General features: G+C 62.6%; 13 protein-coding genes. 9 read left to right on the forward strand and 4 right to left on the reverse strand.

The genetic code is table 11. The features are described from left to right. Window positions 1-47 precede the first annotated feature (47 nt). Genes APH28_RS07595 through lpdA form a run of 4 tightly spaced genes read left to right on the forward strand, consistent with a single transcriptional unit; the run spans window position 48 to window position 5,000 of the window. Window positions 48-1,280 carry a 3-methyl-2-oxobutanoate dehydrogenase (2-methylpropanoyl-transferring) subunit alpha gene (locus APH28_RS07595; protein WP_060508339.1) on the forward strand — a complete coding sequence of 411 codons (1,233 nt, stop codon included), beginning with the start codon at window positions 48-50 and terminating at the stop codon, window positions 1,278-1,280. A 1-nt stretch (window position 1,281) separates the two neighbouring features. Further along, complete coding sequence (locus tag APH28_RS07600; RefSeq protein ID WP_060508340.1) at window positions 1,282-2,340, forward strand: alpha-ketoacid dehydrogenase subunit beta; 1,059 nt, start codon at window positions 1,282-1,284, stop codon at window positions 2,338-2,340. Further along, the gene (locus tag APH28_RS07605; RefSeq protein ID WP_060508341.1) at window positions 2,341-3,618 is read left to right on the forward strand and encodes a dihydrolipoamide acetyltransferase family protein; all 1,278 of its coding nucleotides are present in this window, start codon (window positions 2,341-2,343) and stop codon (window positions 3,616-3,618) included. Between the two features lie 2 nt (window positions 3,619-3,620). Then, on the forward strand, window positions 3,621-5,000 hold the full coding sequence (gene lpdA, locus APH28_RS07610; RefSeq protein WP_060508342.1) for a dihydrolipoyl dehydrogenase: 1,380 nt from the start codon (window positions 3,621-3,623) through the stop codon (window positions 4,998-5,000). Between the two features lie 190 nt (window positions 5,001-5,190). On the opposite strand, the gene APH28_RS07615 is transcribed toward lpdA, so the two are convergent. Beyond that, the gene (locus tag APH28_RS07615; protein WP_060508343.1) at window positions 5,191-6,189 is read right to left on the reverse strand and encodes a sensor domain-containing diguanylate cyclase; all 999 of its coding nucleotides are present in this window, start codon (window positions 6,187-6,189) and stop codon (window positions 5,191-5,193) included. Window positions 6,190-6,437: 248 nt separating this feature from the next. On the opposite strand from APH28_RS07615, the gene APH28_RS07620 reads away from it, so the two are divergent. Beyond that, window positions 6,438-7,157 (forward strand): AzlC family ABC transporter permease, encoded by a 720-nt coding sequence (locus tag APH28_RS07620; protein ID WP_060508344.1) that lies wholly within the window; start codon window positions 6,438-6,440, stop codon window positions 7,155-7,157. Beyond that, on the forward strand, window positions 7,154-7,480 hold the full coding sequence (locus APH28_RS07625) for an AzlD domain-containing protein (RefSeq protein ID WP_060508345.1): 327 nt from the start codon (window positions 7,154-7,156) through the stop codon (window positions 7,478-7,480). Before APH28_RS07620 ends, APH28_RS07625 begins: the two co-directional genes overlap by 4 nt. Here the strand turns inward: APH28_RS07625 and APH28_RS07630 are convergent. After that, window positions 7,477-9,318 (reverse strand): diguanylate cyclase domain-containing protein, encoded by a 1,842-nt coding sequence (locus tag APH28_RS07630; protein ID WP_177334234.1) that lies wholly within the window; start codon window positions 9,316-9,318, stop codon window positions 7,477-7,479. The two genes, APH28_RS07625 and APH28_RS07630, sit on opposite strands and share 4 nt — an antisense overlap. A 133-nt stretch (window positions 9,319-9,451) precedes the next feature. On the opposite strand from APH28_RS07630, the gene APH28_RS07635 reads away from it, so the two are divergent. From APH28_RS07635 to APH28_RS07645, 3 genes are all read left to right on the forward strand, one after another. Continuing rightward, window positions 9,452-10,408: an endonuclease gene (locus APH28_RS07635; protein ID WP_060508347.1), complete on the forward strand. Its 957-nt coding sequence runs from the start codon at window positions 9,452-9,454 to the stop codon at window positions 10,406-10,408. A gap of 148 nt (window positions 10,409-10,556) precedes the next feature. Next, entirely contained in the window at window positions 10,557-11,324 is a 768-nt protein-coding gene (gene surE / locus APH28_RS07640) for a 5'/3'-nucleotidase SurE (RefSeq protein ID WP_060508348.1), read from the forward strand. Between the two features lie 128 nt (window positions 11,325-11,452). Then, window positions 11,453-11,647, forward strand: coding sequence for a hypothetical protein (locus tag APH28_RS07645; RefSeq protein WP_060508349.1), 195 nt, complete (start codon window positions 11,453-11,455; stop codon window positions 11,645-11,647). A 170-nt stretch (window positions 11,648-11,817) separates the two neighbouring features. Here APH28_RS07645 and APH28_RS07650 read toward each other — a convergent pair whose 3' ends face one another. Next, complete coding sequence (locus APH28_RS07650; RefSeq protein ID WP_060508350.1) at window positions 11,818-12,213, reverse strand: Imm50 family immunity protein; 396 nt, start codon at window positions 12,211-12,213, stop codon at window positions 11,818-11,820. Window positions 12,214-12,223: 10 nt separating this feature from the next. After that, window positions 12,224-12,496 (reverse strand): HNH/endonuclease VII fold putative polymorphic toxin, encoded by a 273-nt coding sequence (locus APH28_RS28985; protein ID WP_371263069.1) that lies wholly within the window; start codon window positions 12,494-12,496, stop codon window positions 12,224-12,226. Window positions 12,497-12,519: the final 23 nt, after the last annotated feature.

Below are 12,519 nucleotides of genomic sequence, written 5' to 3' on the forward strand. Positions count from 1 at the left end.
GCCGCTTCAGAGCTCACAAAAACAAAACCCGAGCGAGCGTAAAAAGCATGAACGAGTACGCCCCCCTGCGTTTGCATGTGCCCGAGCCCACCGGCCGGCCAGGCTGCCAGACCGATTTTTCCTACCTGCGCCTGAACGACGCCGGTAAGGTCCGTAAACCACCTATCGATGTCGACGCTGCCGACACTGCCGACCTGTCCTATAGCCTGGTCCGCGTGCTCGACGAGCACGGCAATGCCCAAGGCCCATGGGCTGAGGACATCGACCCGCACGTCCTGCGCCAAGGCATGCGCGCGATGCTTAAGACGCGCATCTTCGACAGCCGCATGGTAGTCGCCCAGCGCCAGAAAAAGATGTCCTTCTACATGCAGAGCCTGGGCGAGGAAGCCATCGGCAGCGCCCAGGCGCTAGCGCTCAACCGCAGCGACATGTGCTTCCCCACCTACCGCCAGCAGAGCATCCTCATGGCCCGCGACGTGTCGCTGGTGGAGATGATCTGCCAGCTGCTGTCCAACGAGCGCGACCCGCTCAAAGGCCGCCAGCTGCCGATCATGTATTCGGTGCGCGAAGCCGGTTTCTTCACCATCAGTGGCAACCTTGCAACCCAGTTCGTGCAGGCGGTCGGCTGGGCCATGGCCTCGGCGATCAAGGGCGATACCAAGATCGCCTCGGCCTGGATCGGTGACGGCGCCACTGCCGAATCGGACTTCCACACCGCCCTCACTTTTGCCCACGTCTACCGCGCCCCGGTGATCCTCAACGTGGTCAACAACCAATGGGCGATCTCGACCTTCCAGGCCATCGCCGGTGGCGAGCAGACCACCTTCGCCGGCCGTGGCGTGGGGTGCGGCATCGCCTCGCTGCGGGTCGACGGCAACGACTTCGTCGCCGTGTACGCCGCCTCGCGCTGGGCCGCCGAACGCGCCCGCCGCGGCCTGGGCCCGTCGCTGATCGAGTGGGTCACCTACCGCGCCGGCCCGCACTCGACGTCGGACGACCCGTCCAAGTACCGCCCGGCCGATGACTGGAGCCACTTCCCGCTGGGCGACCCGATTGCCCGCCTGAAGCAGCACCTGATCAAGATCGGCCACTGGTCCGAAGAAGAACACCAGGCCACCACTGCCGAATTCGAAGCCGCGGTCATCGCCGCGCAGAAGGAAGCGGAACAGTACGGCACCCTGGCCAACGGCCACATCCCGAGCGCGGCCTCGATGTTCGAGGACGTGTACAAGGAAATGCCTGACCACCTGCGCCGTCAGCGCCAGGAACTGGGGGTCTGAGATGAACGATCACAACAACAGCATCAACCCGGAAACCGCCATGGCCACCAGCACACTGACCATGATCCAGGCCCTTCGCTCGGCCATGGATGTCATGCTTGAGCGCGACGACGACGTGGTGGTCTACGGCCAGGACGTCGGCTACTTCGGCGGCGTGTTCCGTTGCACCGAAGGCTTGCAGACCAAGTACGGCAAGTCGCGGGTGTTCGACGCCCCGATCTCTGAAAGCGGCATCGTCGGCACCGCCGTGGGCATGGGCGCCTACGGCCTGCGCCCGGTGGTGGAAATCCAGTTCGCCGACTACTTCTACCCGGCCTCCGACCAGATCGTCTCGGAAATGGCCCGCCTGCGCTACCGCTCGGCCGGTGAGTTCATCTCCCCGCTGACCCTGCGCATGCCCTGCGGCGGCGGCATCTACGGCGGCCAGACCCACAGCCAGAGCCCTGAGGCGATGTTCACCCAGGTCTGCGGCCTGCGCACGGTCATGCCGTCCAACCCGTATGACGCCAAGGGCCTGCTGATCGCCTCGATCGAATGCGATGACCCGGTGATCTTCCTCGAGCCCAAGCGCCTGTACAACGGCCCGTTCGACGGCCACCACGACCGGCCTGTCACCCCCTGGTCGAAACACCCGCAAAGCGCCGTGCCGGACGGCTACTACACCGTGCCGCTGGACAAGGCAGCCATCACCCGCCCAGGCAACGATGTCACCGTGCTGACCTACGGCACCACGGTCTACGTGGCCCAGGTGGCCGCCGAGGAGACCGGCGTCGACGCCGAAGTCATCGACCTGCGCAGCCTCTGGCCGCTGGACCTGGAGACCATCGTCGCGTCGGTGAAAAAGACCGGCCGCTGCGTGGTCGTGCATGAAGCCACCCGCACCTGCGGCTTCGGCGCCGAACTGGTAGCGCTGGTGCAGGAGCACTGCTTCCACCACCTCGAGGCACCGATCGAGCGCGTCACCGGCTGGGACACCCCCTACCCCCACGCACAGGAATGGGCTTACTTCCCAGGCCCTTCGCGGGTAGGCGCGGCATTGAAACGGGTCATGGAGGTCTGAATGGGCACGCACGTCATCAAGATGCCGGACATTGGCGAAGGCATCGCGCAGGTCGAGTTGGTGGAATGGTTCGTCAAGGTCGGCGACGTGATCGCCGAAGACCAGGTAGTGGCCGATGTCATGACCGACAAGGCCACCGTGGAAATCCCTTCGCCGGTCAGCGGCAAGGTGCTGGCCCTGGGTGGCCAGCCAGGTGAAGTAATGGCCGTCGGCAGCGAGCTGATCCGCATCGAAGTGGAAGGCAGCGGCAACCATGTGGATGTGCCGCAGGCCAAACCTGTGGAAGCGCACAGCGCGCCTGTTACGCCTGCTGCACCCAAGCCAGAAGCGAAAGCGCCGCAGCCGGTGGCCTACCAGGCACCCGAGCAACACGTCGAAGCACCGATCGTGCCGCGCCAGCCAGGCGACAAGCCGCTGGCTTCGCCGGCGGTGCGCAAGCGTGCCCTGGATGCCGGCATCGAACTGCGCTACGTGCATGGCAGCGGCCCGGCCGGGCGCATCCTGCACGAAGACCTCGACGCCTTCATGAGCAAGCCGCACAGCGCTGCCGGTCAGGCGCCGAGTGGCTATGCCAAGCGCACCGACAGCGAACAGGTGCAGGTGATCGGCCTGCGCCGCAAGATCGCCCAGCGCATGCAGGACGCCAAACGCCGTGTCGCGCACTTCAGCTACGTGGAGGAAATCGACGTCACCGCCGTCGAGGCCCTGCGCCAGCAGCTCAATGCCAAGTACGGCAACACGCGTGGCAAGCTGACCCTGCTGCCCTTCCTGGTCCGTGCCCTAGTCGTCGCCCTGCGCGACTTCCCACAGATCAACGCCACCTACGACGACGAAGCCCAGGTCATCACCCGCCACGGCGCGGTGCATGTGGGCATCGCCACCCAGGGTGACAACGGCCTGATGGTGCCGGTGCTGCGCCATGCCGAGGCCGCCAGCCTGTGGGCCAATGCCGGCGAGATTTCGCGCCTGGCCAATGCCGCACGGACCAACAAGGCCAGCCGTGAAGAACTGAGTGGCTCGACCATTACCCTGACCAGCCTTGGCGCCTTGGGCGGCATCGTCAGCACCCCGGTGGTCAACACCCCGGAAGTGGCGATCGTCGGCGTCAACCGCATCGTCGAGCGCCCGGTGGTGATCGACGGCCAGATCGTCGTGCGCAAGATGATGAACCTGTCCAGCTCGTTCGACCACCGGGTGGTCGATGGCATGGATGCCGCGCAGTTCATCCAGGCCGTGCGTGGCCTGCTCGAGCAACCTGCCTGTTTGTTCCTGGAGTGAGCATGTCCCAGACCCTAGACACCACCCTGCTGATCATCGGCGGCGGCCCCGGCGGCTACGTCGCCGCCATCCGCGCCGGGCAACTGGGTATTCCCACGGTGCTCGTAGAGGGCCAGGCCCTCGGCGGCACCTGCCTGAACATCGGCTGCATCCCGTCCAAGGCGCTGATCCATGTCGCCGAGCAGTTCCACCAGACCGCACGCTTTGCCGGGCAGTCGCCACTGGGCATCAGCGTCGATACCCCGCGCCTGGACATCGGCCAGAGCGTGGCCTGGAAGGACGGCATCGTCGACCGACTGACCACCGGCGTGGCCGCCTTGCTGAAAAAGCATGGGGTCAAGGTGATTCACGGCTGGGCGAAGGTCCTCGACGGCAAACAGGTCGAGGTCGACGGCCAGCGCATTCAGTGCGAGCACCTGCTGCTGGCCACGGGCTCGAACAGCGTCGAACTGCCGATGCTGCCGCTCGGCGGGCCGGTCATTTCCTCCACCGAGGCCCTGGCGCCCAAGGCCCTGCCCAAGCACCTGGTGGTGGTGGGCGGCGGTTACATCGGGCTGGAGCTGGGCATCGCCTACCGCAAGCTGGGCGCGCAGGTCAGCGTGGTGGAAGCGCGCGAACGCATTCTGCCCACCTATGACAGCGAACTGACCGCACCCGTGGCCGAATCGCTGAAAAAGCTGGGCATCGCCCTGCACCTGGGCCACAGCGTCGAAGGCTACGAGAGCGGCTGCCTGCTGGCCAGCGATGGCCAGGGCGGGCAACTGCGCCTGGAGGCCGACCGGGTGCTGGTGGCCGTGGGCCGCCGGCCACGTACCCAAGGCTTCAACCTCGAATGCCTGGACCTGAAGATGAACGGCGCGGCCATCGCCATCGACGAGCGCTGCCAGACCAGCATGCGCAACGTATGGGCCATCGGTGACGTGGCGGGCGAGCCGATGCTTGCTCACCGCGCCATGGCGCAGGGCGAGATGGTGGCCGAAATCATCGCTGGCAAGACCCGGCGTTTCGAACCCGCAGCGATTGCCGCAGTGTGCTTTACCGACCCGGAAGTCGTGGTAGCGGGCAAAACGCCCGAGCAAGCCAGCCAGCAAGGGCTGGACTGCATCGTTGCGCAGTTCCCGTTCGCCGCCAATGGCCGGGCCATGAGCCTGGAATCGAAAAGCGGTTTCGTGCGGGTGGTGGCGCGGCGTGACAACCACCTGATCGTGGGTTGGCAGGCGGTTGGCGTGGCGGTATCGGAACTGTCCACGGCGTTTGCCCAGTCGCTGGAAATGGGCGCGCGGCTGGAAGATGTGGCCGGCACCATCCACGCTCACCCGACGCTGGGCGAAGCGGTACAGGAAGCGGCGCTACGCGCGCTGGGCCACGCACTGCATATCTGACACTGAAGCGGCCAAGGCCGAGTTTGGCCCGCTGCGCCCTTGGCGCCGCGGGTCTTTTTTCATCCAGCCACTGCACGAACGCTGTGGGAGCGGGCTTGCCCGCGAACACCGGCGCAGCCGGTGCCATCCATCGCGGTGCCTGCTTCGCGGGCACGCCCGCTCCCACAGGGATTGCCACATTGACGGCGATTCACTCGCAAATCGTGTTCTTGCCCGCATCCTTGGCCCGGTACAAGGCCTTGTCGGCCCGGGCCAACAGCTCTTCCTGGCCTTCCCCTTGCTGCCACTGCACCACGCCATAACTCAGGGTCAGCCGGCATTCACCCACCGGTTCAAGCCGCTCCATCACCCGACGCAACTGCGCCGCAAGGTCGAGCGCCTCGCCCAGGGTCGTCTGCGGCAGCACCATGACGAATTCATCGCCGCCCCAGCGCGCCAGCAGGTCGAGTTCGCGCAGGCTGATGCTCAGGTTCTCGACGACGCGGATCAACGCGGCATCGCCACGGGCGTGGCCATAGCGATCATTGATCGGCTTGAAATCGTCCAAGTCCATGGCGATCAATGCCAGCGGCTGGCGGAACCGCTTGGCCCGCTCGCACTCCTGCTGCAAGGTCTTCTCCAGCCGGTAGCGATTGGCAATGCGCGTCAGCGCGTCGCGCTCGGCCAGGATGCGGTTTTCGTCGAGCTGGCGCTGCAGCTGCTGGTTGACCCACGACAGCTCGCGGGTGCGCTCGGCCACCTGGGCTTCCAGCGAGTGGTTCTTCTGCTCCAGCTGCGCCACAAGGCGCTTGCCTGCATCGATATTGCGGTGCGCGCCGAGCATGCGGGCTACCGAGCCATCCTCGTTGCGCGCGATGATATGGGCACTGTCCTCGATCCACAGGTAGCTGCCATCGTGGCAGCGGCAGCGATACTCGATGAGATAGTGTTCGTTGCGCTGGTTGATGTAGGCCTCGAAATGCGCCATTACCCGTGGGTAGTCCTCGGGGTGTATCACGCTTTCCCAGGTGAGCACGGTGTTGGCCTTGGAGTGGCTTTCGTAGCCCAGCATGGCGTACCAGCCGGGGTTGCGATAGACGTAGCCGGTATTGGCATTCCAGTCCCAGATGCCATCGCTGATCAACTCGAACAACGTGGCCAGCTGTTGTTCACTGAAGCCGGCAGGTGCCGGCAGTGCTTCCTGACTCATGGACGCTCTCCCTGGTGTCCAGCAACTGCGCCCGATGAAGGTGCTGCCGACAATGCTTATGTTTGCCGCAAGCGGCAACATGCTGCCGCTGACAGGCAAGCATATGCCTGGCGCTCCACAACCGGAATAGCCCGAACGCCCTATTTCACCCATGGCCGCCACGCGGGGGTTATTTCGCACATCTGCGTTGTTACCAGGCCCGGCAGGTTTTAACCTGAGCGAGCCTGATGAATGTTCAAGGAACGCACATGCACTATAAAAGCGGGATGCACGCATTCACCGAGGGCGTCCGCGCGGTGCTGCCACTGACGACCGGCATGGTGCCGTTCGGTCTGATTACCGGCGTCACCGCCATCGGTATGGGCATGTCGCCGCTCGACGCGATGGGCATGACCCTGCTGTTCTACTCCGGTTCCGCGCAAATGGTGGTTCTGCAACTGATGCAGAGCGGCGCGCTGCCGCTGACCATGGTGGTCACCGCCCTGGTGATCAACCTGCGCTTCCTGATGTACAGCGCCGCCCTGGCGCCGCACCTGAGCGACCTGCCGCGGCGCAAGACCTGGTCGCTGTCCTACCTGCTTTCCGACCAGTCGTTTGCCCTGTGCAGCCTGAAGTTCGGTGTCGACGGCCTCGGCCGATTCGCCTTCCCCTATTACCTGGGGACCGCCTTGCCGATGTGGTTCGGCTGGAACCTGGCGGTGCTGGCCGGCGTGTACCTGGGTACTGGCATCCCGGAGTCCTGGTCGCTGGGCTTTGCCATTCCGCTGTCGTTTCTGGCACTGCTGGTACCGGGCATCCGTAACCCGGCAATGCTGGGCGCGGCGGTAGTCGGCGGCGCGCTGGCGGTACTGGCCCACGACCTGCCTTACAACCTGAGCCTGCTGGTCGCCTCGCTGGGCGGGGTGATCAGCGGGTTGACCATCGAACAACTGCGCAAGGGCGCACACGCGGCAGCGGAGGCGCCATGATCGACTTGAACCCCTGGATCACTTTCGCTTTGATTGGTCTGGGCACCTTTGCCATACGGCTGTCGTTCATCGAGTTTTACGGCGCGTTGCGCATTCCGCCGACACTGCGCCGTGCGCTGGTGTATGTACCGGCCAGCGTGTTGGCGGCGCTGGTGCTGCCGGCTGTGGTATTCAAGGCGGGCCAGCCTGGGATCGACTGGGGTAATCCGCAGATACCGGCCGCGATCATCGCCGGGCTGGTTGCCTGGCGCACGCGCAGCACGCTGCTGACCCTGGCGGTCGGCATGGGCGTGTTATGGGCACTGCAACACTGGGGCTTCTAGCGGTCGGGCACCATACTGAAGCGGTTACGGCCACCCCGCTTGGCCTCGTACATGGCCCTGTCGGCCAGCGCCAGGGCATCTTCGCCAGTTTGCGGGTGATGCCCGGAATGGTTGAGGTAGACGCCGATACTGGCGCCAACGGCCACCTCAACGCCTTCCACCGCGATCGGAGCCGACAGCACGTCGCAAAGCTTGCTCGCGATCTCTCGCGCCGACGCCTGGTTGGTCACGGCCTGGGCGATGACCACGAACTCGTCACCGGCCAGCCTGGCCACCGTATCATCGGCGCGCATGGTAGCTAGCATGCGCCCCGCGGCAGCCTGCAGCACAGCATCGCCCGCTTCGTGGCCATGCTGGTCGTTGACTTGCTTGAAACCATCCAAATCGATGAAGAACAAGGCAAACGCTGCTCGCTGTTTCAAGGCGAAGTCCAGCTCGTCGTGCAACGCCGCGCGGTTGGGCAGCCCAGTCAGCGGGTCGAGCGTGGCCTGGTCGAGCAGGGTCTTTTCCTTGCGCTTGCGTTCGGTCACGTCCAGCGACATGACGAAAAAGCCCTCGACCTTGCCGTTGCGGATATCGGGCACATAGGACGCGTGCCAGATCCGGGGGTCGTCGAGGCTGTAACGCACGTTGTCAGCTTCCACCCGCTCCCCGGCCAAGGCCTTCTGAAAGTAAGGCTCCAGCTGCTGGTAGACGTCTGCCGGCAGCACATCCTGCACCTTGCGGCCTTTGAGCTGGGTGGGCTCGACGCCGAAAATCTGCCGGTACACGGCATTGTTGAAGCGGTATTCGAGGTGGGTGCCGATGTGCGCGATCAGCACCGGGAGATTGTCGGCGATGGCCTGCAGGGTTTCCTGGCTGCGGGCCAGCTCTTCGGTGCGCTGCGCCACTTGCTGCTCCAGGGTCGCCTGGTAGCGCCGCAGTTGCTGCTGGCGGCGCTTGCGCTCGCTGATATCACGTACGAACACCACCATCTGCTCGGTGACGCCACGCTCATTGCGCAGCGCTGACACACTCAGCTCACTCCACAGGGCAGCGTTGTCGCGGCTGATCAGCCGCACCTCGATAAGCAGCGAATCTTGCTCGCCGGCAACGATCTGCTGCCAAGGGCCGTCCAGCTGGGCCAGATCCTGCGGGTCGATCAGTTCCGCCAAGCGGGTCAGCACCAGCAATTCCTTGGCCTTGCCCAGCAACTGGCAGAATTCCCGATTGGGCTCGAGGATGCGACCGTCAAGGCCCACCAGCGCCTTGCTCGTCGGGCTGTTGTCGAACACCCGGTGAAAACGCGCCTCGGAAGACACCAGGGCGCCCTGCTCCGCCTGCTGCACCGCGCTGCCCGAGTCGATGGCCAGGCTGCGGTGCAGCATCTCGCGCTCGACGATCCGCGCCAGGTCGCGCAGGTGCGCCAGTTCGGTTTCCGACACCTGGCGGGGCCGGGTGTCCAGCACACAGAGCGTGCCCACGGTCAGCTCGCCGGCAAAGCGCAGCGGCACACCGGCGTAGAAGCGGATGCCTGGCCCCCCGGTCACCAGCGGGTTGTTTTCGAAACGCGGATCGGCGGCGGCATCCGGGATCACCAGGACATCTTCGGCATGCAGAGCATGGGCACAGAACGCCACATCGCGCGTGGTCTCGGCAACATCGATGCCTTGGCGCGACTTGAACCACTGGCGGTTCATGTCGATCAGCGACACCAGGGCCATGGGCACCGCGAGCAACACACTGGCCAACCGGGTGATGCGATCGAAGGTTTCCTCGGCCGGGGTATCCAGGATGTTCAAGCTTTCCAGGAAACACAGGCGGGCTGCCTCGTTGAGAGGTGACGGGGCAATTTGCATGATATTTCGCTCGATAAAATCCTGACCCGCAAACGATAGCGCCGCAGCGCTCAAGCGCAAGCCTTTCATCTCTCTTCTATCAAAGCGTTCAAGCCGTATAATCGCGTTTTTTTGTAAGCCTAAGACGTATTTCATGAAGAAACTGCTTTGCGCCGTCGCCCTCGCTTTCGCCGCCATCCCCGCCGCCTTCGCCACCCCGCCCGCCACCTTCACCGAAGCCAAGGTGGTTGCCAAACAGAAGATCTACCTCGACCAGGGCAACAGCGCGATGGGCGAGCTGTACTGTGGCTGCAAGTGGACTTGGGTCGGCAAGTCCGGCGGCCGGGTCGACCTCAAGTCCTGTGGTTATGAAACCCGCAAGCTGCAGACCCGCGCCGAGCGTACCGAGTGGGAGCATATCGTCCCGGCCTGGACCTTCGGCCACCAGCGCCAGTGCTGGCAGAACGGCGGGCGCGAGCAGTGTGTGGACAGCGACCCGACCTTCCGTTCGATGGAAGCCGACCTGTTCAACCTCTACCCGTCCGTGGGCGAAGTGAACGGTGACCGCAGCAATTTCAATTACGGCATGGTTTCCGGCGTTGCGCCGCAGTACGGTCAGTGCACAACCAAGATCGACTTCCAGCAGAAAACCGCCGAACCGCGCGACGAGGTGAAGGGGCTGGTGGCGCGCACCACGTTCTACATGTTTGATCGCTACAAGCTGAGCATGTCGCGCCAGCAGCAGCAGGTGCTGATGGCCTGGGACAAGCAGCACCCAGTGACGACCTGGGAGAAGCAGCGTGACCAGCGGATTGCCGCGATCATGGGGCACAACAACCCGTTCGTGACCGGTGAGCGCAAGTGGGCGCTGGGGTATACGCCGCAGGGTGCTGCCGTGGTGCCGGCTACCGCGGTAAAAGCGGCGGCCAAGCCGACCCTGGCCAGTACCGCAGCAAGCGGTGCGGTGGTCGGTAACCGCAACAGCCATGTGTATCACCTGGGCAGCGGCTGCCCGGGGTACAGCCAGGTTTCGCAGAAGAACCAAGTGGCGTTTGGCAGTGAGGCCGAGGCGCAGGCGGCGGGGTATCGCAAGGCGGGGAATTGCAAGTAACAGAGTGAGGGTTGTGTGAGGGCTGGCAAGTGTTCGCCTTCACATCTTTTGCGCCTGTAAGCCATCACACCTCCCTCCCGCCAAACAAACCGAAGAAACCGGTCTAGTCTCAGCTGTCGGAACCCATCACAAGGATCAACCGACAGCCATGACTCAGCAAAAGCTTGGAAGGATTCTGGTCACCAATGACGACGGCATCGACGCCCCCGGGCTGAAAGTCCTGGAGCAGGTAGCCGCACAACTGGCCGATGAGGTGTGGGTGGTTGCCCCGCGTGCAGACCAGAGCGGCACCTCGCACTCGCTCAGCTTGCATGCACCGCTGCGGGTAAGCGAGCACGGTGAAAGACGCTTCGCAGTCTCCGGTACGCCCGGTGATTGCGTGGTGATGGCTGTCCAGCATCTGCTCAAGGATGCCCGGCCAGACCTCATCCTCTCCGGGGTCAACCGCGGCGCGAATCTGGGCATGGAAACGGTGTTCTCCGGCACGGTCGGCGCGGCCATGACCGGCATGCTGCTGGGCATCCGCTCGATTGCCCTGAGCCAAGCCTACAGTGACCGGGCGAACGTGCCCTGGGACAACGCGCTGACCCATGCGCCCAAGGTGCTTCAGGCACTGCTGAACCAGGATTGGCCGTGCGATGCCTGCCTGAATGTGAATTTCCCCAACTGCGACCCGCAGGCCACGCTGGCGCTGAAGGTGACGCGGCAAGGCGCCGGGCCGCTGAACAGCATGTCCGTGCGCAAGGAGGTTGATCCTCGCGGGTTCGATTACCACTGGATCAGGCTGAACAATGCGAGGGAGGTCGATCAGCCTGGTACGGAAATGGCTGAGCTGGCGGCAGGTCATATCACGGTTACACCGCTGCAGTTCGAAAGGACACATATGGCGGCGTTTAATGATGCGGTGTTGAAGTGATGCTGTTTGAGATTGGGTAGGCTAACAGGTGCTGCACCTGTCATGGCGAACACATGGTGGCCCTGACGCTATCCTTCGCCCTACCCCTTCAAGCCCCACCTGTAAGACATTTCCGAACCTGAAACCAAATGCTTCAAGAACAGCATGCTTGGGAATTATCCTACACGGAGCTCGTGCGCGGGGTCATCGAAGCCATCGACGAACACTGCCGTGCCCACGCCGGTGAACCCGGCCTGAACATGCTCGGCAACGCCATGCATGCCAGCGAGATTTTGCCCACCCAACGCAAAACAAAAAATATCTCCAACCTGAATTTTCTTTAAGCTTGTTTTGATTTTTTCGCCCCAATCATAAAACCTGGTCGATTTCATCCATAAACTCATATAACCACAGCAGCTTTCTTATTGAAATTGCTTTCGAAACTAGCTTGGCGCGCAGCAGCCCCTCGTTAACCCCGAACCGCTTGCCGTCATTAGTTGATTTAATGACCCATTCAACCTTTTGCATAAGCAGAGATTGACTCTAAATCAAAAAAACTTGCCTCCGCCGTCAACTTCAATCTATCACTATCAATACTCAAAGTAACCAAATCATCCTTAAAGCCAATATCAAGATCAGTTACATACACCGTATCAATCCACCCCGAGATACTTACAGACCTTAAGTCCAGCAGTGAAAGCACAACCTGAACCGTATTAAAGCCTTGGACATCCCATTTTTTAGGAGGCTTCGAAGGGTAATCATTAAGATTGAATTTAATGGACAATTTAGGCCCATCCCTATGAAGAAGCAAGCTATGTACATCAACACCCCTCAAAGATGGAGCCTCATCCTTGTAGATGGATTTTATAGCCTGCGCATTAACTAACAAGTCAAACCAATGAACCATACTTTACACCTTAAAATAAATAATGCTCGAGAGCTCCAGCGAGCTTCCCATTACGAGTATCACTTATAGGCCTTATATTAATGTGCGCCCCTTGATTACCTGGAGTTCCATACGGACCGTAAATATGACCAGGCCAATGATCTTGAATAACGACACTTTCTTCCCCATGCCTAACGAAGGTATACTCTCTGGTTTTCAACGGAAGATGATCTCTTCCAAGAATAGGCTTCCCACTTCTGTCAGTCAAACTCACCATTTCAACTTTTGTAGGCGCCTGATTCATTGGCACCCCTGCATCTCTTTTTG

It is taken from the genome of Pseudomonas sp. NBRC 111124 (genome assembly GCF_001320245.1).
In the GTDB taxonomy this organism is placed as follows: Bacteria; Pseudomonadota; Gammaproteobacteria; order Pseudomonadales; family Pseudomonadaceae; genus Aquipseudomonas.

What these genes read in the sequence shown, in the direction of transcription:
- APH28_RS07630 (WP_177334234.1), bottom strand. Translation starts at nt 9,318, where the DNA reads ATGCAAATTGCCCCGTCACCTCTCAACGAGGCAGCCCGCCTGTGTTTC.
- APH28_RS07615 (WP_060508343.1), bottom strand. Translation starts at nt 6,189, where the DNA reads ATGAGTCAGGAAGCACTGCCGGCACCTGCCGGCTTCAGTGAACAACAG.
- APH28_RS07635 (WP_060508347.1), top strand. Translation starts at nt 9,452, where the DNA reads ATGAAGAAACTGCTTTGCGCCGTCGCCCTCGCTTTCGCCGCCATCCCC.
- APH28_RS07595 (WP_060508339.1), top strand. Translation starts at nt 48, where the DNA reads ATGAACGAGTACGCCCCCCTGCGTTTGCATGTGCCCGAGCCCACCGGC.
- APH28_RS07650 (WP_060508350.1), bottom strand. Translation starts at nt 12,213, where the DNA reads ATGGTTCATTGGTTTGACTTGTTAGTTAATGCGCAGGCTATAAAATCC.
- APH28_RS28985 (WP_371263069.1), bottom strand. Translation starts at nt 12,496, where the DNA reads ATGAATCAGGCGCCTACAAAAGTTGAAATGGTGAGTTTGACTGACAGA.
- APH28_RS07625 (WP_060508345.1), top strand. Translation starts at nt 7,154, where the DNA reads ATGATCGACTTGAACCCCTGGATCACTTTCGCTTTGATTGGTCTGGGC.
- APH28_RS07600 (WP_060508340.1), top strand. Translation starts at nt 1,282, where the DNA reads ATGAACGATCACAACAACAGCATCAACCCGGAAACCGCCATGGCCACC.
- APH28_RS07605 (WP_060508341.1), top strand. Translation starts at nt 2,341, where the DNA reads ATGGGCACGCACGTCATCAAGATGCCGGACATTGGCGAAGGCATCGCG.
- APH28_RS07620 (WP_060508344.1), top strand. Translation starts at nt 6,438, where the DNA reads ATGCACTATAAAAGCGGGATGCACGCATTCACCGAGGGCGTCCGCGCG.
- lpdA (WP_060508342.1), top strand. Translation starts at nt 3,621, where the DNA reads ATGTCCCAGACCCTAGACACCACCCTGCTGATCATCGGCGGCGGCCCC.
- APH28_RS07645 (WP_060508349.1), top strand. Translation starts at nt 11,453, where the DNA reads ATGCTTCAAGAACAGCATGCTTGGGAATTATCCTACACGGAGCTCGTG.
- surE (WP_060508348.1), top strand. Translation starts at nt 10,557, where the DNA reads ATGACTCAGCAAAAGCTTGGAAGGATTCTGGTCACCAATGACGACGGC.